Source organism: Shewanella gelidimarina, from assembly GCF_023283945.1.
In the GTDB taxonomy this organism is placed as follows: Bacteria; Pseudomonadota; Gammaproteobacteria; order Enterobacterales; family Shewanellaceae; genus Shewanella; species Shewanella gelidimarina.
This window is the reverse complement of sequence record NZ_JAKIKW010000020.1, coordinates 1-22,295: the sequence shown is the minus strand read 5'-3', so window position 1 is coordinate 22,295 and position 22,295 is coordinate 1. Positions and strand designations below refer to the sequence as shown.

18 protein-coding genes and 1 pseudogene are annotated in these 22,295 nt (G+C 43.8%); 11 read left to right on the top strand and 8 right to left on the bottom strand.

Features of this window, described 5'->3' with window-relative positions; translation table 11 throughout:
* Positions 1-2: 2 nt before the first annotated feature.
* From atpA to glmS, 9 genes are all read left to right on the top strand, one after another.
* Positions 3-1,544, top strand: a complete 1,542-nt coding sequence (atpA, locus tag L2729_RS15995; RefSeq protein WP_101089525.1) for a F0F1 ATP synthase subunit alpha — start codon at positions 3-5, stop codon at positions 1,542-1,544.
* 48 nt (positions 1,545-1,592) lie between these two features.
* Positions 1,593-2,453, top strand: coding sequence for a F0F1 ATP synthase subunit gamma (gene atpG / locus L2729_RS15990; protein ID WP_248989161.1), 861 nt, complete (start codon positions 1,593-1,595; stop codon positions 2,451-2,453).
* 35 nt (positions 2,454-2,488) lie between these two features.
* On the top strand, positions 2,489-3,865 hold the full coding sequence (atpD, locus tag L2729_RS15985) for a F0F1 ATP synthase subunit beta (RefSeq protein WP_101089523.1): 1,377 nt from the start codon (positions 2,489-2,491) through the stop codon (positions 3,863-3,865).
* Positions 3,866-3,924: 59 nt separating this feature from the next.
* Entirely contained in the window at positions 3,925-4,353 is a 429-nt protein-coding gene (locus L2729_RS15980) for a F0F1 ATP synthase subunit epsilon (RefSeq protein WP_248989160.1), read from the top strand.
* A 466-nt stretch (positions 4,354-4,819) separates the two neighbouring features.
* Positions 4,820-5,176 carry a DsrE/DsrF/TusD sulfur relay family protein gene (locus tag L2729_RS15975; RefSeq protein ID WP_248989159.1) on the top strand — a complete coding sequence of 119 codons (357 nt, stop codon included), beginning with the start codon at positions 4,820-4,822 and terminating at the stop codon, positions 5,174-5,176.
* Positions 5,177-5,567: 391 nt separating this feature from the next.
* The gene (gene glmU / locus L2729_RS15970) at positions 5,568-6,935 is read left to right on the top strand and encodes a bifunctional UDP-N-acetylglucosamine diphosphorylase/glucosamine-1-phosphate N-acetyltransferase GlmU (protein WP_248989158.1); all 1,368 of its coding nucleotides are present in this window, start codon (positions 5,568-5,570) and stop codon (positions 6,933-6,935) included.
* A 297-nt stretch (positions 6,936-7,232) separates the two neighbouring features.
* The gene (locus L2729_RS15965) at positions 7,233-9,383 is read left to right on the top strand and encodes a TonB-dependent siderophore receptor (RefSeq protein WP_248989157.1); all 2,151 of its coding nucleotides are present in this window, start codon (positions 7,233-7,235) and stop codon (positions 9,381-9,383) included.
* Between the two features lie 152 nt (positions 9,384-9,535).
* Entirely contained in the window at positions 9,536-10,306 is a 771-nt protein-coding gene (locus tag L2729_RS15960) for a DeoR/GlpR family DNA-binding transcription regulator (RefSeq protein ID WP_248989156.1), read from the top strand.
* Positions 10,307-10,386: 80 nt separating this feature from the next.
* Positions 10,387-12,216: a glutamine--fructose-6-phosphate transaminase (isomerizing) gene (glmS, locus tag L2729_RS15955; RefSeq protein ID WP_248989155.1), complete on the top strand. Its 1,830-nt coding sequence runs from the start codon at positions 10,387-10,389 to the stop codon at positions 12,214-12,216.
* A gap of 77 nt (positions 12,217-12,293) precedes the next feature.
* Here glmS and L2729_RS15950 read toward each other — a convergent pair whose 3' ends face one another.
* The 5 genes from L2729_RS15950 to L2729_RS15930 all read right to left on the bottom strand — a co-directional run bounded on the left by L2729_RS15950 (position 12,294) and on the right by L2729_RS15930 (position 16,579).
* A complete protein-coding gene (locus L2729_RS15950; protein WP_101089516.1) occupies positions 12,294-12,569 on the bottom strand; it encodes a hypothetical protein in 276 nt (91 codons plus the stop codon).
* 579 nt (positions 12,570-13,148) lie between these two features.
* A complete protein-coding gene (gene pstB / locus L2729_RS15945; protein ID WP_248989154.1) occupies positions 13,149-13,898 on the bottom strand; it encodes a phosphate ABC transporter ATP-binding protein PstB in 750 nt (249 codons plus the stop codon).
* A gap of 12 nt (positions 13,899-13,910) precedes the next feature.
* A complete protein-coding gene (pstA, locus tag L2729_RS15940) occupies positions 13,911-14,750 on the bottom strand; it encodes a phosphate ABC transporter permease PstA (RefSeq protein WP_428848256.1) in 840 nt (279 codons plus the stop codon).
* A gap of 17 nt (positions 14,751-14,767) precedes the next feature.
* Complete coding sequence (gene pstC / locus L2729_RS15935; RefSeq protein ID WP_248989152.1) at positions 14,768-15,673, bottom strand: phosphate ABC transporter permease subunit PstC; 906 nt, start codon at positions 15,671-15,673, stop codon at positions 14,768-14,770.
* 96 nt (positions 15,674-15,769) lie between these two features.
* Positions 15,770-16,579: a phosphate ABC transporter substrate-binding protein gene (locus L2729_RS15930; protein WP_248989151.1), complete on the bottom strand. Its 810-nt coding sequence runs from the start codon at positions 16,577-16,579 to the stop codon at positions 15,770-15,772.
* A gap of 822 nt (positions 16,580-17,401) precedes the next feature.
* Here L2729_RS15930 and L2729_RS15925 point away from each other — a divergent pair.
* Positions 17,402-18,598, top strand: a complete 1,197-nt coding sequence (locus tag L2729_RS15925) for a potassium/proton antiporter (RefSeq protein ID WP_248989150.1) — start codon at positions 17,402-17,404, stop codon at positions 18,596-18,598.
* Positions 18,599-18,620: 22 nt separating this feature from the next.
* Here the strand turns inward: L2729_RS15925 and L2729_RS15920 are convergent.
* From L2729_RS15920 to L2729_RS15910, 3 genes and pseudogenes are all read right to left on the bottom strand, one after another.
* Positions 18,621-18,817: pseudogene (locus L2729_RS15920) on the bottom strand (DUF2061 domain-containing protein).
* Between the two features lie 181 nt (positions 18,818-18,998).
* Positions 18,999-19,901 (bottom strand): 1,4-dihydroxy-2-naphthoyl-CoA synthase, encoded by a 903-nt coding sequence (locus L2729_RS15915; protein WP_248989149.1) that lies wholly within the window; start codon positions 19,899-19,901, stop codon positions 18,999-19,001.
* A gap of 140 nt (positions 19,902-20,041) precedes the next feature.
* Positions 20,042-20,395 carry a hypothetical protein gene (locus L2729_RS15910; RefSeq protein ID WP_248989148.1) on the bottom strand — a complete coding sequence of 118 codons (354 nt, stop codon included), beginning with the start codon at positions 20,393-20,395 and terminating at the stop codon, positions 20,042-20,044.
* 88 nt (positions 20,396-20,483) lie between these two features.
* Here L2729_RS15910 and ccoG point away from each other — a divergent pair, with 88 nt between their 5' ends.
* Positions 20,484-21,905: a cytochrome c oxidase accessory protein CcoG gene (ccoG, locus tag L2729_RS15905; RefSeq protein WP_248989147.1), complete on the top strand. Its 1,422-nt coding sequence runs from the start codon at positions 20,484-20,486 to the stop codon at positions 21,903-21,905.
* Positions 21,906-22,295 lie beyond the last annotated feature (390 nt).

The following is a 22,295-nucleotide window of genomic DNA, read 5'->3' as shown; positions in this document are numbered from 1 at the left end:
GCATGCAACTGAATTCCACTGAAATCAGCGATCTGATTAAACAGCGGATCGAGCAGTTCGAAGTCGTTAGTGAAGCTCGCAACGAAGGTACAATCGTTGCAGTAAGTGACGGCATCATCCGCATCCACGGCCTAGCCGATGTGATGCAAGGTGAAATGATCGAGCTGCCTGGTAACCGTTTCGCAATCGCGTTGAACTTAGAACGCGATTCTGTCGGTGCCGTAGTAATGGGTCCTTATGCCACTTTGGCAGAAGGCGATAAAGTTAAAACAACTGGTCGTATTTTGGAAGTCCCAGTTGGCCGTGGTCTATTAGGCCGCGTAGTCAACACATTGGGTGAGCCAATCGACGGAAAAGGACCTATCGACAACGATGGTTTCTCTCCTGTTGAAGTTATCGCACCAGGTGTTATTGAACGTCAGTCAGTAGATCAACCAGTGCAAACTGGTTATAAAGCCGTTGACTCTATGATCCCAATCGGTCGTGGACAACGTGAATTGATTATTGGTGACCGTCAGATCGGTAAAACCGCTCTAGCGATCGATTCAATCATTAATCAAAAAAATACTGGCATTAAGTGTGTATACGTAGCTGTAGGCCAAAAGGCTTCTACAATCGCTAACGTGGTACGCAAGCTAGAAGAACATGGCGCTTTGGCGAACACCATTGTTGTTGTTGCTACAGCTTCTGAAGCTGCTGCTCTGCAATATTTGGCTCCATACTCTGGTTGTTCAATGGGTGAGTATTTCCGCGACCGCGGTGAAGATGCACTGATTGTCTATGATGATCTTTCTAAGCAAGCAGTTGCTTACCGTCAGATCTCATTGCTACTTAAGCGTCCACCAGGACGTGAAGCATACCCAGGTGATGTATTCTATCTTCACTCTCGTCTGTTAGAACGTGCTTCACGTGTTAACGCTGAGTATGTTGAGAAGTTCACTAAAGGCGAAGTTAAAGGCCAAACAGGTTCTTTGACAGCATTGCCGATTATCGAAACTCAAGCGGGTGACGTATCTGCATTCGTACCGACTAACGTAATTTCGATTACTGATGGTCAGATCTTCCTTGAAACAGACCTGTTTAACTCTGGACTACGTCCTGCTGTTAACCCTGGTATTTCTGTTTCTCGTGTTGGTGGTGCGGCTCAGACTAAGATCATCAAGAAACTGTCAGGCGGTATTCGTAGCGCACTTGCACAGTATCGAGAGCTTGCAGCGTTCTCACAGTTTGCATCTGACTTAGATGATGCAACACGTGCTCAGCTTGAGCATGGTGAGCGTGTTACTGAACTTATGAAGCAAAAGCAATATGCCCCTATGAGTATCGCTGATCAGTCTGTGTCTATTTTCGCAGCTGAAAAAGGTTACTTAAAGAGCGTTGAGCTTAATAAGATTGGTGATTTCGAAGCGTCTTTGCTCTCTTTCATGAACAGCGAACATGCTGACCTTATGAAGACCATTAACGATACTGGCAACTATAATGCCGATATCGAAGGTGAGTTAAAGGCTAGCTTGGACAAGTTCGTCGAAACCCAAACCTGGTAATCGAAAGAGGTGTCGTAAGGCACCTCAGGTCCAGATTGGAGAGTTAAGATGGCCAACGCTAAAGAGATTAAAACCAAGATCGCGAGTGTTCAAAACACTCAGAAGATCACGTCTGCTATGGAAATGGTTGCCGCCAGCAAAATGCGCAGAGCGCAGGAACGCATGGCTGCAAGTCGTCCATATGCAGAAAATATGCGTAAGGTGATCGGTCACGTAGCGCAAGGTTCTCTCGAGTATAAACACCCCTATTTAGAGGTGAGAGAGACTAAGCGTGTTGGTTACATTGTAGTGTCAACCGACCGTGGTCTTTGTGGTGGTCTGAACGTTAACCTTTTCAAAAAGGTTGTCGCAGACGTGAAGAAGCAACGTGCAGCTGGTGTAGAAGTTGAATTCTGCCCAATCGGCGCTCGTAGCGTACAGTTCTTCACTAATTTTGGCGGAATAGTACCTGCTCAAGCATCTGGTTTAGGCGACGCTCCAAAGCTCGCTGACCTGATCGGAACAGTACGTGTGATGCTAGAAGAATACAACGAAGGCAAGCTGGACCGTTTGTATGTAGTATTTAACAAATTCGTTAATACTATGTCCCAAACGCCAGTGATCGAGCAGCTGCTACCTTTGCCAAAGTCAGAAGAGGATGAGATTTCTCATCATTGGGACTACCTATACGAGCCAGATCCAAAAGAACTTTTGGATACTTTATTGGTTCGTTATGTGGAGTCGCAAGTTTACCAAGGTGTTGTTGAGAATATTGCGTCTGAACAAGCAGCCCGTATGGTTGCTATGAAGTCTGCTACCGACAATGCTGGTGATCTTATTAGTGACTTGCAGTTAGTTTATAACAAGGCTCGTCAGGCTGCGATTACGCAGGAACTGTCGGAAATTGTTGCTGGCGCTGCAGCCGTTTAGGCTAGGTAACGAATACAAGTTTTAGAGGATTTATCATGAGCACAGGTACTGTTGTCCAAGTCATTGGCGCGGTTGTGGACGTTGAGTTTCCACAAGATGCCGTACCTCAGATATATGACGCTCTAAAGATCGAAAGTGAAGGCTTGGTGCTGGAAGTTCAGCAACAACTTGGTGGTGGTGTAGTTCGTACCATCGCTATGGGTACTTCAGATGGTCTGCGTCGTGGTCTTGAGGTCGTAAACTCTGGTTCACCAATTTCTGTTCCGGTTGGGGATAAAACCCTTGGCCGTATTATGAATGTATTGGGCGAGCCTATTGATGAATGTGGTGAAATCGGTGAAGAAGATCGCTATGTGATCCACCGTGAAGCTCCTTCATACGAAGATCAATCAAGCTCTACTGAACTTTTAGAGACGGGTATCAAGGTTATTGACCTTGTTTGTCCGTTTGCTAAAGGTGGTAAAGTTGGCTTGTTTGGTGGTGCTGGTGTAGGTAAGACCGTCAACATGATGGAACTTATTAACAACATCGCTAAAGCACACTCAGGTTTATCAGTTTTCGCTGGTGTAGGTGAGCGTACTCGTGAGGGTAACGATTTCTACTACGAGATGAAAGATTCTGGTGTTCTCGACAAAGTGGCCATGGTTTATGGTCAGATGAACGAGCCTCCAGGAAACCGTCTACGTGTGGCACTTACTGGTCTGACTATGGCCGAAAGATTCCGTGACGAAGGGAAAGATGTTCTTTTCTTCGTTGATAACATCTATCGTTACACCTTAGCAGGTACTGAAGTATCTGCACTGCTAGGCCGTATGCCATCAGCAGTAGGTTACCAGCCAACATTGGCTGAAGAGATGGGTGTACTTCAGGAGCGTATTACATCGACTAAAACAGGGTCTATTACCTCTGTTCAAGCCGTTTACGTACCTGCGGATGATTTAACGGATCCGTCACCAGCAACAACCTTCGCTCACTTAGATGCGACTGTTGTATTGTCACGTAACATCGCTTCTATGGGTATTTACCCAGCGGTTGACCCATTGGATTCGACTTCACGTCAATTAGATCCTTTGGTTGTTGGTCAAGAGCATTATGATGTTGCTAACGGTGTGCAGACTGTACTTCAGCGCTATAAAGAGCTGAAAGATATTATTGCGATTCTTGGTATGGATGAATTATCTGATGAAGATAAGACAACTGTATCTCGTGCTCGTAAGATTGAAAAATATCTTTCTCAGCCTTTCTTCGTAGCCGAAGTATTCACTGGTTCTCCAGGTAAGTACGTTTCTCTTAAAGACACTATTCGTGGCTTTAAGGGTATTCTAGCAGGTGAGTTTGACAGCCTTCCAGAGCAAGCGTTCTACATGGTTGGTTCAATCGACGAAGCCGTTGAGAAAGCCAACAAAAAATAACTGAGTATTCTGTACTGATGTGAAAACGTTGGTGAAGAACACTAGTTTAAGGAGAACTGATGGCAGCCATGACAGTACAACTTGATATAGTAAGTGCAGAAAGTAGCATCTATTCTGGCCTTGTAGCACATCTACAAGTGACTGGTTCAGAAGGTGATCTAGGTGTTATGCCTGGTCACGCGCCACTACTGACACATATCAAACCTGGCATGGCACGCATCGTCAAGCAAGATGGGAAAGAAGAGGTGTTTTATCTTTCGGGTGGAATCCTGGAAGTTCAACCTTTTTCTGTTTCAGTATTGGCTGACGTGGTATTGCGTGCCGATGAAATTGACGAGAAGGCTGCTGAAGAAGCCAAGCGTCGTGCAGAATCTGCTATGGCAGATGCTGGCGCTGACTTCAACTATGCAGCCGCTGCGATTGAACTAGCTCAGGCTATTGCTCAATTGCGCGTTGTTGAAACCATCAAGAAAAACATTGCCAGATAAGGTTATTGTTTGATGAAAAAAGGCGCCTAAGGGCGCCTTTTTTGTACATGGAATGTACTTATCCCCGGTTGGCATGGATAGCCAAAGGAGGGGATTTGTGTTTGGCCATAAATGTTCCATACATTTATAGGTATTCCCTCCGTCCTTGGAGGTCAGAACACTTATGTAAATTTTCCATGGATGGAAAAAAATTGACGTTGTTTTTAAAAAAGGTTAAAAGCAGATTCTAGGAGAAGCAAAGGCGAACCCTTCGCTGACGGATAACGGAACGCTCGCAAGCTCACTCTCGGAAAAAACGAAAAGATCAGAGCATATAAAAAATCGAAACGAAGGCTAGAACCTTCGTTGTAGGTCGTCATTTATGCCGTCTCATATCTGATAATATTAGAACGTGATCCAAGTAAAACCCTCTCTCCCGTTTGAATGCTACCCTCTGGCGATTAATTTAATGCTAGAGAATCTATCTATGCAACACGTACTCATTATTGTCAATGACGCCCCTTATGGTTCAGAGAAGCTATTTAACGCACTGCGTTTGGCGATACAACTCAATGAGCAAGAGAGTCCTACAGCGAAGGTGAGTCTGTTTTTATTGTCAGATGCTATTACAGCTGTACTGCCAAAACAGAATCCAGCCGAAGGTTATAACATTCAGCAAATGCTTGAGATTATCATTGCACAAAAAACGGAAGTTAAGTTTTGTGGTTCATGTATGCATGCGCGTGGATTAACTGAATTAACGGTGATTGATGGCTGTGAAGTGGCGACTATGGATGATCTTGCTCAGTGGGTGTTAACGGCTGACAAAACGCTGACCTTTTAATTATTACGGTATTAGAGGCTGTTGATCTTTCGAGCTTAGTTTTTGTTCTACTCTTTCCCGTAAAGAAGAATGATTTTAATACAAGGCTTGAGCTATGACGCTTAGCTGGCTAAGTGTCATAGCGCGTAACGCACTCTAGTCATAAAAGACTAAAAGCATTGAAACGAACTCTAAGGGCCGCGCTTCTTGGCTATTTTTTACGGTGTTGTAGGCAATTTGTGGAGAATGACTAAACGACATCGCCTCCGCCTTGTCAAAATTGCCAATAAACGGCGGCAAAAACAACCGTGAAAGATCAACAGTCCCTAAGACAGAGTCGCTTTTAGCGGGTATTTAGCTTAAAATTAGCGTTCCAAATTTTTTAAACAAGCATCAGCTCAAGGATTTAGTAATGACACTGAATGTCGTGATTTTGGCCGCAGGCAAGGGAACCCGCATGCGTTCAGATCTTCCCAAAGTTCTTCACCCAATTGCTCATAAGAGTATGGTTCAACATGTGATTGATACCGCTCATGACGTTGGCAGTGACGCTATTCAGCTTGTTTATGGCTATGGTGCGGATAAGCTACAAGCTAAGCTTGGCGAACAACAGCTTAATTGGATTTTACAAGCAGAGCAATTGGGTACAGGCCACGCTGTGGCACAGGCCAATGACAATATAGCTGATGATGACACTGTGTTAATCCTTTACGGTGACGTGCCATTAATACAAGCCGCTACGCTTGATTCGTTGCTCGCAGCGCGAGAAGACGGTGGTCTCGCTATTCTGACCGTTAACCTACCCAATCCAATGGGGTATGGTCGCATCGTACGCGAAGCGGATAAAGTGGTTGGCATTATTGAGCAGAAAGATGCTACTGCAGAACAGTTAGCTATCAATGAGATCAATACCGGCATTATGGCAGCTCCCGGTAAGCAACTTAAATCTTGGTTGAGCCAATTGTCATCAGACAATGCACAGGGTGAATACTATCTTACTGATATAGTTGCTATGGCACATAAAGACGGTGTGGCAATTACGACCGCTCAGCCTGAATCTGCGGTAGAAGTCGAAGGCGCTAATAACCGCGTGCAGCTGGCACAACTAGAACGTGCTTACCAAGTACGTGCTGCTGAAAAACTCATGCTTGAAGGCGCTAACCTGCGTGATCCTGCCCGCATTGATATCCGTGGTGATGTTACTGTTGGTATGGATGTCATGATTGATATCAACGTGATTATCGAAGGCAAAGTGACTATTGGTAATAACGTGACTATTGGTGCTGGTGCAATTCTTATCAATTGTGACATTAGTGATAATGCTGTTATTAAACCTTATTCTATTATCGAGAATGCCAAAGTAGGTGTTAGTGCGAGTGCGGGGCCTTTTGCTCGTTTACGCCCAGGTGCTGAACTAAAAGAAGATGCCCATGTAGGTAACTTCGTTGAGATCAAGAAAGCCGTATTAGGTAAAGGCTCTAAAGCGGGTCATTTGGCTTATATTGGTGATGCGCAGATAGGCAGTGGCGTAAATATTGGCGCAGGTACTATTACTTGTAATTATGATGGCGCTAATAAGTTCTTAACGGTTATCGAAGACAACGTCTTTGTTGGCAGCGATACCCAACTTATTGCACCGGTGACTATTGGTAAAGGCGCGACCTTGGGTGCAGGTTCAACCATTACCAAAGATGTTGCTGCTGGTGAGCTTGTTATCACCCGTGTTAAGCAGCGTCATATATCGGATTGGGCACGACCAGTAAAACGCTCGAAGAAGTAACTAAACATCTCCTGCCAAAAAGCGACCATCAAGGTCGCTTTTTACTTAGGGGCTGCATCCTAAAATCCTCTTTACTTCGTTATACGCTATAAGTCTATTCCCCTAGTCATTGGTTTAAGCCTCTGTAACGCTTGGTTACTTATGTTGTGCACTTTGTTTTTACCTGGTTGTTTTTCGACCTTTGCTTGATGGGTGTCACTTGCCTTTGTAAAGGAGTGTAAAGAAGCTTAAATAAAAACAATTCTCATTTATATTACGCCCAATTATTACATTTAGGTTTCATTTTTGGGGTTGGCTATGTCTTTTCAGACGTCTTTTAAGTTTTCTCGTATCGGTCTTGCCGTTGTTGCTGCTTTAGCATCATCAACTACTTTTGCTGAAGAAGTTACAGCAGAATCTAACGTTGTTGTGGAGAGCAACATCGAGCGTATTACGGTTACTGGACGTAGTTTTAACGACTATAAAGTGGGCTCATCTTCAGGCGCAATGCGTGGTGATATCGATATTCTTGACACTCCGCAATCGGTAACCGTTATTCCAGATTTTGTTACCGATGAGCAGTTAGCGACGAACCTAGGTGAAGTACTGGTTAACGATTCTAGTGTGACGGGAGGCAGTGAAAAGTGGAACCGCCAAGTATTTAGCATCCGTGGTTTTGAGTTGTCGTCAGGTTCAGGTTATTTGATCAACGGTCAACAGCAATGGTCTCACTACGTACAGCCCATTGAAACCTTGCAACAAGTTGAAGTACTTAAAGGCCCTTCAAGCATGCTTTATGGTCAATCAGGCCCTGGTGGACTGATTAACATGGTGAGCAAGAAGCCAACAACGGAAACGATGCTAGACGTTGGTTTTGACACTGATGAACACGGTTCTACCCGTTTTCAAATTGATGCCGGTGGCAGCTTAAATGAATCAGAAACGATTCGTTATCGTACTGTGCTTGTTAAGCAGGACACTCAATACTGGCGTGAATACCAAGATGGTACTAATCAGGAACGTGATCGTTGGTTAGGCTATCTAAACCTAGAGTTTGATATTACTGATGACTTAATGCTGTCGGTTAAATATGACCATACCCAAGACAAAACGGGGATTGATCGCGGTGGCTGGTTAGACAGTAGCGGTGATTTGATTGGTGGCAGTGACATTATTTGGGATCAGCCGTGGGCGTTCACCGATAATACCATCTCTAATATGGGGGCTGATTTAACTTATTATCTAACTGATGATTGGCAAGTTAAGGCCGGCTATAACGACCAACAGTTTAATCGCCAACGTTTAGATTCATCTCCATCACTGATGAGTGGTTCAGAAGACCCATTTACTGATGGTTACACTGTTAGTCCATTCGATCGCTATGATGATTGGCAACATAAAACAGGTTATGTCGATTTCACTGGTAACTTATATACAGGTGATGTTGAGCATCAATTGCTTATTGGCGCCAACATGCTTGATTACTACTATGGTCAGTTAAAAGAGTCAGGCACGAAAAAACAAACTGTGATGCCTGGTCAGCCGTTACCTAAGCCTGATCTTGATTATAATCGCGATGAAACGTTATACGAGAGTAGCTATAAGCATTATGGCTTCTATGTTCAAGATCTCGTGACGATTAACGATGAATGGCAAGTCCTTGCCGGTATGCGTTATGACGAACAAAAGAAAGATGGTGACGGTGGCGACAGTTACGCCGTTTCACCTAAATTTGGTGTTATTTATTCACCTGCTGAAAATGGCAGTATCTACGTAAACTACTCTAAGAGCTTCACTCCGCAAGGGATTGTGAATAACGATGAAGATGCTAGCAACGGCATGAATCTTGACCCTGAATACGGTGAGCAATATGAGATTGGCACTAAGTGGGAACTGTTTGATGGCAGCTTGCTATTAACCGGTGCCATATTTGATATTACTGTTTCAAATGTGACTGTTCAGCAAGAGCTAGAAACGCCAGATGCTGATGGCAATATCTATATGACCACTCAAGAAGGTGAGCAACGTCATAAAGGTTTTGAAATGGGTGCTCAAGGCCAAGTGAGTGATAAGTGGTTTATGACCGGCTCTATGATGTATTTAGACGCACAGTATGAAACTGGTGCCAGCGATAAAGAGAATTTAGATGGCATGACACCTGTTGATGCACCAGAGTGGTCAGCCAACGTATGGACGCGTTATGAGATGACAGAAGCATTAGCCCTTAACTTTGGTGCTATCTATGTGGGTGAGCGTTTTGCTAATACCAGCAACACCATCAGTAAAGACGGTTATGTTCGTTTCGATATGGGCGCGGCATATACCATGGATATAATGGGTAGCGATGTTAGCGTACGTATGAACGTGAAAAACCTATTCGATGTTGATTATCTAGCCGGTGGCACTAACACTGATGTCACTGTGGGTGAAGGTCGTAACTTTAGCTTGGCATTAGAAGCTAAGTTCTAAGCTCTCTTATAACAATAAAAGCCCCCATCGAAAGATAGGGGCTTTTTTTTGACTAAAATTCAGCTTATATAGATTTTATAAGTTTCAAAACTGGCTTTTAAGTTTCGTTTGTCTATAATCCACCTTTCGAAACGAAACTTAAATGCCAAATTATGAATAAACGTAACACTCAACAACGACGTCACAGCATTATTAGCCTGCTTAATGAGCAAGGCGAGGTGAGTGTTGAAGAGTTATCCTTACGTTTTGAAACTTCTGAAGTCACCATTCGTAAAGATCTCGGCACGTTAGAAAAAACAGGCCTCTTGCTTCGGCGTTATGGCGGCGCGGTAGCTGTACCTGATGAAGTGACTCAGCAATTTAGTGCCAAAATCGCACCGAATAAGCTATCTATCGCTAGGGTTGCAGCTGAACTGATAAGAGATCATAACCGCATTATCATCGATAGCGGCAGTACCACTTCAGGCTTAATTGCGCAGTTAAATGCTAAGCGTGGATTGTTAGTCATGACTAACTCTCTCACTCTCGCCAATGCGATACACGATCTCGAAAATGAGCCTACGCTGTTAATGACTGGCGGTACTTGGGATCCGCATTCAGAATCATTTCAAGGCCAAATAGCGGAACAGGTTTTACGCTCCTATAATTTTGACCAACTGTTCATTGGTGCAGATGGTATTGACCTTGAGCGTGGCACTACCACCTTCAATGAGTTAACCGGCCTTAGTAAGGTGATGGCTGAAGTTTCACGCGAAGTGGTAGTGATGCTTGAATCTGAAAAACTGGGTCGACGTATCCCCAATTTAGAACTGCCTTGGAGCAATATTAGTGTGCTTGTATCGGATGACAAGCTACCAAGCGATGCGGTTGAAAGTATTTCAAAACATGGCGTGCGAGTGATTCTTGCGCCATATGTGGGATAACTGAGGTTATCCATTTTCGAATTCAATTTTTAGTTTTTAATCTCAAATTAACTCTTCGTTAGAGAGTCTAGGTAATCAATATGTGTGGAATAGTAGGCGCAGTAGCGCAAAGGGATGTTGCAGAAATTCTAGTTGAAGGATTAAGACGACTTGAATACCGCGGTTATGATTCAGCAGGTGTTGCTGTACTTCATAATGGTGAATTAAGCCGTACTCGTCGTGTTGGTAAGGTGCAGGAATTATCATCAGCACTGGAAGAGCAGCCGCTGACAGGCGGTACTGGTATTGCTCATACGCGTTGGGCTACTCATGGTGAGCCAAGTGAGCGTAATGCGCATCCACATGAGTCAGAAGGTGATATTGCCGTGGTTCATAACGGTATTATCGAAAATCACAATAAACTGCGCGTCATGCTTAAAGGCTTAGGTTATACCTTTGCATCTGATACCGACACCGAAGTTATTTGTCACTTAGTTCACCATGAACTTAAAACTCATGACACTTTACTTGCTGCGGTTCAAGTAACAGTTAAACAGTTAGAAGGTGCTTACGGTACTGTGGTTATCGACCGTCGTGACAGCCAGCGCATGGTTGTGGCACGCAGTGGCAGCCCATTGGTAATTGGTTATGGCTTAGGCGAAAACTTTGTCGCTTCTGATCAGCTAGCGTTACTGCCAGTGACTCGCTCGTTTGCGTTCCTTGAAGAGGGTGATGTTGCTGAAGTGACTCGTCGTGAAGTTAATATCTTTGATGTTGATGGCAACGCCGTTGAGCGTGAAATGAAAGAGTCTGAAGTTACCCATGATGCGGGTGATAAAGGTGAATATCGTCACTACATGCTAAAAGAGATCTATGAGCAGCCAACAGCAATTGCCCATACGCTTGAAGGCCGTATTGCAGGTGGTAAAGTTCTAGATTCAGCATTTGGTGAAAATGCCGCTGAATTCTTAAAAGATATTAAGCACGTACAGATCATTGCCTGTGGTACCAGCTACCATGCGGGTATGGCGGCGCGTTATTGGTTAGAAGATTGGGCGGGTGTTTCTTGTAACGTCGAAATTGCTTCTGAATTCCGTTACCGTAAATCGCATTTGTTCCCGAATAGTTTATTAGTGACTATTTCACAGTCTGGTGAAACAGCTGACACATTAGCGGCAATGCGTTTAGCCAAAGAGATGGGCTACAAAGCCACACTGACTATCTGTAATGCAGCCGGTTCCTCTTTAGTGCGTGAGTCTGATATGGCTTACATGATGAAAGCGGGCGTCGAAATTGGTGTCGCATCTACTAAAGCGTTTACGGTGCAACTCGCAGGCTTGTTAATGCTAACCACCGTGATTGGCCGCCATAACGGTATGTCTGAGCAGATGGAAGCAGATATTACACAAAGCTTGCAATCTATGCCGGCTAAAGTCGAACAAGCATTAAGTTTAGATGATGCTATTGCGGAACTGGCTGAAGATTTTGCAGATAAGCACCATGCACTCTTCTTAGGTCGCGGCGATCAATACCCGATTGCGATGGAAGGTGCGTTGAAGCTGAAAGAGATCTCTTATATTCACGCCGAAGCGTATGCATCGGGTGAGCTTAAACATGGTCCTCTTGCGCTGATTGATGCTGATATGCCGGTTATCGTCGTGGCACCCAACAACGAGCTACTTGAAAAGCTAAAGTCTAACGTTGAAGAGGTCCGTGCTCGTGGCGGTTTAATGTATGTGTTTGCTGATAAAGACGCTGAGTTTGAGTCAGACGATACTATGAAGGTGATCCCGGTACCTCATTGCGATGAGTTTATGGCACCGCTTATCTACACTATTCCTTTGCAGTTATTGTCATATCATGTGGCATTAATCAAAGGGACTGACGTTGACCAGCCACGTAACTTGGCTAAGTCCGTCACCGTAGAGTAAGCCCGGTTAAATACTCATAAACAAAAAAAGCCTCCTAAATTTAGGAGGCTTTTTTAATGTAGATAAAACGCTTTGAGCTACTTTTCAGCAGCCCCTTTCTCTTTTGCTATTTTTATATCGAAATTGTCCAGCAGTAACAAGGTGTCAGCGATTGCCGCTTTGAGTTTTCCAGCGGGTGGAGAGCTGAGTTTTTTAGCTTGTTTTAATGACTCTCTGCGAGTGACAAACTCAAGCATGGTTTCGAGTTTTTCTGGGCAATCAATATCGAGAGGAGGGAGCTTTTTAGCTGCCGCATTATTATAGATTTCGAACTCACTTTTTAAGTGTTCTTGAGCTTCTCTGATTCTTTCCATATAAGTTCTAACCCCTGTATATGATTAACCCATAACTCGAAGCTAACTTATTAACAAAATTTAAACAAGTTACTCGGCAAAAGTTAACCCGTTAGAGGGGGGGTAGGTTTTTGTAGATGACCCTTTTGTACTCGTTTTTACGGTTTAAGGGGCTTCTTATATAAGCGAATAATATAAGAGTTCTTAAATTCGAACTCGTTGCCTGCCAATATAGACTCCTTTACTTGCGGGAGCTGATCCAGAGGGAGCCCTTTAGAGAGTAAGATGAGTAATGCTTGAGAAAGGTGCTTGGTTTCTGAACAAAGTGATTTATTGTTATAGATTTCGACCTGCATATACACCCTAAAAACACTGTGTTGACTCTGTCGATATCAACTTATGGCTGAAAAGAAGTGCTTGCTGACGTTGGTCACAAGCGGAATGACAGAATTTACAATAATGGTTTAATTTATCAAGTGTTAGCTTTTTAGTACGTTAAGTAGATCCTTATCTAATGATAAATAATCTGTTCAGTGGGGATAAAGCGAGGAATTGCTGCGCCCACGTAAGAAAGTGGGCGTCTAAATTTAAAATTCGAGCTTAACCAAACTCTCCACTGACATAACCCTGAGTCCGTTTGTCTAGCGGATGATTAAATATCTGGCTTGTTTCACCGTGTTCGACTAACTCACCCATCCAGAAGAAAGCGGTTTTATCTGAGATGCGTTTTGCTTGGTTCATAGAATGGGTCACTATCACTATGGTGAATTTTTTACGCAGTTCATCCATTAACTCTTCAATTTTATGAGTTGCAATTGGGTCTAGTGCGCTGGTGGGTTCATCCATCAAGATCACTTCTGGCTTCATTGCTATGGCTCGGGCAATACACAGTCTTTGTTGCTGACCACCAGATAAACCTTGGCCTGGTGAGTCGAGTCTGTCTTTGACTTCATCCCAAAGGGCCGCGCTACGAAGCGATTCCTCTACTGCTTCATTTAATACCCGTTTATCTCTGACACCTTGGGCTTTTAGTCCAAAAGCGACATTCTCAAAAATGCTCATTGGAAATGGGTTTGGTTTTTGAAAAACCATACCCACGCGCATTCTAAGCTGTTTTACATCAACATCTTTATAGATATTGTTTCCCTCAAACATCACGTCACCGTCAATCTTCACGCCAGCGACCAAGTCATTCATGCGATTTAGAGTGCGAAGCAGTGTTGATTTTCCGCAGCCAGAGGGACCAATAAGCGCGGTCACTTGGCGTGATGGTATTGCCATTGAGATATTTTTTAGCGCATGGTTATCGCCGTAAAATAGGTTTAAGTTGTTCACTTCTAGCTTATTCATAGGGATAGCCTTTTAAGATTTGCTTAGACGTGTAGCAATGAATTTGGTGGTCATGTTGAGCAGCAGCACTAATACAATCAGCACTGTTGCGGTGGCATAAGCCTGATCCCACTCATGTTGGGTAAAGAGTTCTTGCGTGAGCTTATACAGGTGAACGGTTAAGGTTCGGCCCGAATCAAGAACCGATTCGGGTATTTGCGTCACCATTCCCGCCGTTAAAAATACCGGAGCAGACTCACCGATAACTCGGCCTGTGCTTAAGATTACTGCGGTGACAATACCGGGTAAGGCACTGGGGAGAATTAGGCGCCAGATGGTGTAGATTTTTGAGCTACCAAGAGCATAGCCGCCTTCACGGTAGCTCATAGGGACCGCGAGGAGTGCTTCTTCTGTGGTACGGATAATCACAGGCAATATCAACATCGCCAGTGTTAAGGAGCCTGAAAGAATAGAGAAGCCCAGCCCCAAAGTCGTGACGAAGAAAGTCATACCAAATAAGCCATAAACGATGGATGGGATCCCAGCAAGTGATTCAGTACAGAAACGAATGGTTTTAACCACTTTACTGCCCGGAGCTGCATATTCGGTTAAGTATATGGCCGTCATAATGCCGATAGGCGCGGCGATGCTGAGTGACAGACCCACCATATATACGGTTGATACTATCATTGCCCAAATACCCGAAGCTTCACCAATACGGGTGTAGGAGCCAGTGATGAACTCCCAGCTAACATAGGCCAAGCCATTACTTAAAATGTGCCAAACAACCCAGAGTAGGAACAAAATCGTGATGGCTGCTGCAGCCCAAATTGCGGCAAACAGCAATTTGTCTTGCACGCCTCTGTTAAACATACGCTTATCTTGAAGCATTAGTCGCTCCTCTTTCGGTTTAGATATAACAAACTAGCGTTAAGTAAAACGATAAACACCAATAACACGATACCTGTTGAGTAAAGGGCGCTGGAGTGAATGCCTGTGGCATAAGACATCTCCATCGCGATATTGGCCGTTAATGTTCTCGCGGGCTCAAGTATCGACCCTGGCATGGCTGGCGCGTTACCCATCACCATAATAATGGCCATCGTCTCGCCAATTGCGCGGGCAACACCGAGCGCTACGCCAGTGAATATACCGCTGCGTGCCGCAGGTATAAGCACTTTGAAAATACTGTAAATATGCGATGCGCCAAGCGCTAATGCACTCTCTTTATACACAGGAGGTAGCGCGCGTAGCGAGGTTTCTGAGATGGTGATTACGGTGGGCAAAATCATGATAGCTAATACAATGATCCCGGCAAGAATGGTATTACCCGCTGGAATGTTAAAGATGACTTCGATAGCAGGAACGATAATAACGAGGCCGAAAAACCCGTATACAACTGAAGGAATACCAGCTAATAGTTCGACAGCGGGACGCACAATATCAGCCAACCACTTAGGGGCGAGCTCCGCTAAGAAAACCGCTGTTAGAATCGCAATGGGTACACCAATGATTACCGCACCCGTTGTTGATATGAGGGTCGAAACTATCATCGGAAAAATGCCGTAAAGGGCTGGTGGCAACCATTCACGACCAAATACTAAGTTGAGTACGCCAGCTTCTTTAAAGGCAGGCAGTCCCTCTTGGAATACAAACCAACCAATGGTGGCGACGGACACCACGCCAATCATGGCACTGGCTAGAAATAACAGATGAAAAAAGAGCTCTTTCCAATCATGTTTTTTTGCTGGGGCGAGTTGCAGTCCTTGCGCTCGGGCTTTACTGGCAGTGCTCATCACTTGGCCTCGATATCTTACGGCTTATAAATAATTGGCTGATCAATTAACTAAATAGAGAGCAGCAAAGCTGCTCTTTTTTATGACCTTGTAAGCTTATTGAACGCGGATATAACCTTCGTTCGCGACAATGTTCTGTCCGTCATCAGACAAGATGTATTTAATAAAGTCTTGCGCATTACTCGGTGCGTTCTTATCCATTAACACAATGAAGGGACGAGCGATTTGATAGTCACCCTTAGCTATGTTGTCATCTGTTGCGGCAATACCATCCACATCGATTGCACGTAGGCTGTCATCGACGCTGCCTAATGAGATATAACCTATGGCATATGGATTGTTAGCCACAATGGTCTTGATCATGCCGTTACCATTGCCGACTTGGGCTTTAGGGGTGATAGCGGTAACTTTATGACCGTTGACGTTACGTTGTAGCTTCATTATCTCTTCGAAGGCCCCGCGAGTTCCTGATCCATTTTCACGAGTAACGACCACAATAGGGCGTGACTCACCGCCAACTTCACTCCAGTTTTTAATTTCACCGCGATAGATTTTAGAAATTTGAGCTTGGGTTAAACTGGTTACTAGGTTGGCGTTGTTAACCGCCGCTGCGATGCCATCTCGTGCGATAACAATTTTCTTGGTGTCACTGCTAAGCTCACTTTGTTTTACGTTGCGTGATGACATGCCTATCATGCTGGTGCCATCTTTAGCGGCGCGAATCCCCGCTGAAGATCCTGTGCTCTGCACTTCAACATTGTTCTTCGTGGTAATTTGGTAATTCTCTGCTAGCACTTCCATTACATGTGCTACTGAAGTTGAACCCGATACGGTAACAGTGCCAGCTTGAACCAGTGGCGATACCATCAAACCGACAGCGGTTAATAAGCTAATAACTTTTTTCATTACTTTTCCTACTCTGTTGTAATACCAATTGCATTTGGTATTTAGTCAATTCAGAAACGCTCACGCTTTTCAATTCAAAGCGCATTGACGAGAGAATGGTTATTCCCTTGTGAGCCAATGCAAAGCAGAAGTGGAATGCGTGAGCGCTTCCCTTAGGGTGGGTTTCAAAGCGCCGCATGCTGCGTCGAAAACTCTCGATATAGAATAACTATTAGCTTCATGTTTCCGGCTTGCCTTCAGCGCTTTGAATTCCCACTGAATGAACAGATACTTAATGCAATTGGTATAGTCTAAATACGAAACTAAATTAGTGCCTCACTGAAGGCGATTGCATTAAGACAGAGATATATGACAGTTAGGTGACAGTGTTTTATGGATGTAAAAGCTGAATTGAAAATGTAAATGAGCTTTACTTGAGTAAAATGCAGGGGCTTTATTAGATTGATAACATTTAAGACGACTTTTCTTAAATGCTATTTTAAAACCACTTTTGAGGGCTTGGTATGTGTTGCTGTTGGTTTTGGTGACTTAACTTACTGGTGTGCTTCATGGGGTTCACTTAGCGTTAAGCTTAATTTAAGGGTTAACCCAGTGTTTTGTAGTATATTTAGCGTTGAAGAATGCTTGATAAATTTATTGTTAAACTTTTATGACAGTACTCGGTTGGCCGCATTAATTATTAGCAGATATTTGCAACCTATTCGGTTATTGCAAGTTCGTCTACTAAGCTACATAAATGGTTATAAAGCGGATTTATATTTCGCTCACCGCACGCGCTGGGTTTTAACACTCTCATTAGCTCGACTTACTTAAGGACGTTTTATGACGACTGAAATGATCATGATTGGTATGTCTATTTTGATCTTAGTCGGAATATTACTGCATCACCCTTCAAGAACATTGGGGATCCCATCACTGCTTATTTTTATGGGCGTGGGCTTAGTGTTAGGCAATGGTGAGTTCAACTTTGTTTATGATGACTTAGGTAAAACGGCTTGGATTGGTGGGCTGGCGCTGAATATTATTGTCTTTGTTGGTGGCATCAATACATCAACCGATAAGATCAAAGTGGCCTATAAAGAAGGCGGTGTGTTGGCTTCTTTTGGAGTATTGTTTACCACAATATTTTTTGCGGTCATTTTATATTGGCTGCTTGATTTCGATATTATCACCTGCCTGCTATTTGCGGCCATCGTGTCATCGACAGATGCCGCCGCCGTATTCTCTATTTTAGAATCTAAAAAGTTAAAGCTGAAAGAGCAAACTGACACCATATTGGAATTTGAATCTGCAACTAATGACCCGGTCGCTATGTTACTGGTGATCTTCTTAACCGATATGGCTCTTTCTGCGAGTAAAACGGTAGTAGCCTCTGAAATTGCGCTTGAATTAGTAACACAGATATCGGTGGCGATAATCGTCGGTGGGCTGGTGGCTAAGGTGGCTGTTACGTTACTTAATCGAATTCATCTTTCCGAGTTCGGTCTTATCCCTGTTTTTGTGCTCGCAAGCTTTGTGGTGGCAACTTATGGCGCTGAAATGCTCGGCGGTAATATTCTATTAGCGTCTTATATCGCGGGTGTAGTGATAGGCAATGGTATTAAGCGTGGGCAATCGGTTAATCAACACTTCCTTAATAGCTTGTCTTGGTTAGCTCAAGCACTGATGTTTATTGTGTTGGGCTTACAGATCTTCCCGCAGTCGCTCGCAGCGGTATTTGTGAGTTCATTATTACCTGCAATATTGCTGATGTTGGTTGCAAGGCCATTGGCTGTACAGCTTTGTTATCTGCCATTTGTAAAAGCGAGCTGGAAGAAGCGATTGTTTATTTCGGCCATTGGTTTAAAAGGGGCTACCCCGATCGTATTTGCATTAATTCCTGCCGCGGCGGGTGTTCCAGGCTCGCTCGACATCGTGCATATGGTGTTCTTTATCGTGCTGTTCTCTGTGTTTATCCAAGGTGGGGCGATAGCACCTTTGGCAAATAAATTGGGTTTGAACAATTCAGATAAAAACTAAAAAGCATTTATGTCGCACTCGATTATGCCGTGGCGCTTTGTAAGGTATTTTTAGACTCAATACTTTTCCATATTTTTCATGGAAATAGAACACTACGGTATTAATAGCGGGCTCTATTAAGGCTATTGCACCACCAATGATAACGCTGCCGGTTAGCAAATAAGTCACTGTGAAAGCGACGCTAAAGTGAATAATTGCAAAGGTCATAGTCTTGATCATGAGGGGACTCCTTTAAAAGTTAACTAAATGATAATGGTTATCATTTGCAATTGAAGGGGGTTTATATAGATAAGTTTGATCGGAATATTCGATTGGAAAGTCTTTTTAGGTATAAACCCATCAACATTCTTAATGTATTGATGGGTTTACATCATCTCTGATTAATTGCTCAATCTGTCAATTAGTAGTGCCATGGGAATGATGAGAAGTCTTTCTCACGCTTTTCTAAGAATGCGTCACGTCCCTCTTGGGCTTCAGCTGTACCGTAAGCCAAACGTGTTGCTTCACCAGCAAAAAGTTGCTGCCCCACTAAACCATCATCAGGTAAGTTAAACCCATATTTAAGCATGCGCATAGCCGTTGGCGACTTGGAGTTTATCTCTTTCCCCCAGTTTAACGCTTCGGTCTCAAGCTCTGCATGAGGAATAGCCCGGTTAACCATACCCATATCGAAGGCTTCTTCTGCTGTGTAGTTAAAACCAAGGAAGAAGATTTCTCGAGCACGTTTTTGGCCAATCATCTTGGCTAAATAAGCGCTGCCGTAGCCAGAGTCAAAGCTACCAACATCAGGATCTGTCTGTTTGAATACCGCGTGCTCTTTTGACGCTAAAGTTAAGTCACAGACCACGTGCAAACTATGCCCTCCGCCCACAGCCCAACCAGGTACAACAGCAATAACCACTTTAGGCATAAAGCGTATTAGGCGCTGTACTTCAAGAATATGGAGGCGGCCCATTCGAGCGACATCTGGCGTACCCTCTTCAGCTCCTTCGTATTTGTAACCATCTTTGCCACGGATCCGTTGATCGCCGCCAGCACAGAAAGAGTGTTGCCCTTTAGCTGATGGGCCGTTGCCGGTAATTAACACGCAGCCTACATCAGACCATTGGCGAGCATGGTTGAGTGCTGTGTAAAGTTCATCTACCGTTTTTGGTCGGAACGAGTTTAGGCAATCAGGACGGTTTATCGCAACGCGAACGGTTCCCTGAGCTTTAGCTCTGTGGTAGGTAATATCTTCGAAATCAAATCCAGGAACGACATCCCATAATGCGGGGTCAAAAATATCAGATACTTTTTCAGTCATGAGCAGCTAGCCTTTTCATTTCGTTATATAACAGTAATGAGTAAAGGCTAGGCGGAATCAGATCTCAGGTCAATTAACATTAATCGCTAATGCGTGAACTGAGATCTATCGCAATGGCTTATTGGTTAGGCTATAGCAGTCTAATTCAATTTGTCGCATAGATAAGTTTGGTTTTCTTTACTAAAGCTACTGTGCCTATCTGCACCGTTGCCACAATAGCGCTCTTTATAGTCATCTAGTTTTACCTGTGACTGGCTAATGAGTTTTAGGGCTTGTTGCTCTGTAACCGATAGTCGTTCTGTTATATCAGTCGTTAAGAGGTTAACTTTATCGTCAATACGCTTCATTTGTGTGCCAGTCATGCTATCAAGTTTGTCCTCAGCTTGTTGATAAATAGCCTGAACCTCGGCAACCGGTTCATCAAGTGTGTCTGTTTCGGTATAGAGGTAATAAAGGATACCGCCAATTAACGCTATTAAAATCCAGCCTTTCATCAATTAGTCCTATATAGGTGAATAACTTGTATTATAAGCGTTATAATAAGCTAGTTTTCTAGCAATATTAAAGCTGTAAGGCTACAAAATGAACGAAGAGCAAAATAAAAAAGATTTTTCAAAAGTAGAAAGAATCAAAATCCATCAACCAGATGCTAGTAAAGCAGATAGGTTTAATCCTCGAAATCGAATCTATGTAAGGGCTGTAGAAGGCTTATGGAGCACACTGCGTCGACGCTTAGGTTGGGTCGCGATGCTGTTCTTTTTACTGCTGCCATGGATCCCTTGGGGAGATAGGCAAGCGGTATGGTTTAACTTAGCAGAGCAAAAGTTTCATGTGTTTGGCTTAACTATATGGCCACAAGACCTCACTTTGCTCGCCGCGCTATTGATGATAGCAGCCTTTGGATTGTTCTTTATTACCACCTATCTAGGGCGGGTTTGGTGCGGTTATACCTGCCCCCAAACGGTTTGGACCTTTATCTTTATTTGGTTTGAAGAGAAGCTCGAAGGCGCACGTAATAAACGTATTAAGCTAGACCAGATGCCATGGAGCTTTAATAAGCTTTGGCGTAAAACGGCAAAACATGCGGCTTGGTTGCTGGTATCGTTATTAACCGCAATGACGTTTGTTTCCTACTTTGTGCCTACACGAGAAGTCTACTTAGAAGTATTCAGCTTAAGTGCCAGTGGTGGGATCTATTTCTGGGTGATCTTCTTTACCTTCGCGACTTACGGTAACGCGGGTTGGATGCGCGAGATCATGTGTATCCATATGTGCCCCTATGCCCGTTTTCAAGCTGCTATGTTTGATAAAAATACCTATATAGTGGGCTACGATACTCAGCGCGGTGAAACGCGAGGGCCAAGATCACGCAAAGCGGACCATAAAGCGATGGGCTTAGGTGACTGCATTGATTGTGACTTATGTGTGCAGGTTTGCCCAACAGGTATCGATATACGTAACGGTCTACAGTACGAGTGCATTAACTGTGGTGCATGTATTGATGCTTGCGATACCACGATGCAACGCATGGGATACGACAAAGGTTTAATCAGTTATACCACTGAGAACAAGTTAGAAGGGGTAAAAGAGAAAGTCTTACGTCCTAAGCTTGTTGGCTACGGTGTCATCCTATCGGTGATGATTTTAGTCTTTATATATGCCACAGCGACAATTGCTCCGATCCGCATTGATGTTATCCGTGACCGTAACCTATTGTTTAGAGAAACTGACCAAGGTTTAATTGAGAACACCTTTACGCTAAAGATCCTTAATAAGACCGAAAGTACTCATATCTATAATATGACAGTGGAAGGCTTAACTAACTATGAATGGATTGGCCCACAACAAGTGACTTTAAATGGCGGGGAGGTATTAACGCTTCCGATCAGTATCGCTGTTGACCCTGTTGATCTCACCAGAGCGATGACGCATATCAACTTTGAAGTAGAAACTAATGATGGTGCTATAGAAGCTAAACAAGAATCCCGCTTCTTTGGTAACTAATCTAGTGATATAAATGGTAAAAAAGGGGCTTTCAGCCCCTTTTTTGTACGTATCGTTTGATAACCATGCGGTTGGCGTGATTGTTTCACTTTTATTAAGAAAGGCCCTTGCGCTTGCTGAGGAATTCCCTATAATTCGCACCCACTGACACGGCACAGCAGGCCAACTACTTAGGTAGCACGGGACTTGCAGCAGTGTTAGAGAGTTAAAACTCTTCGGAGATTTGATTCAGGTGACAAGCGCTTTAAGGGCTTCGAGTTTGACTTCTGATTAAGAAATCATCACTCGAAAAACTTCTTAAAATAAGCACTTGACGCTGACACTGGAGAGTGTAGAATACGCCTCCTCAAGCCAACGACCTAGCGTCTTCGGCGACACATGAAAGATGGT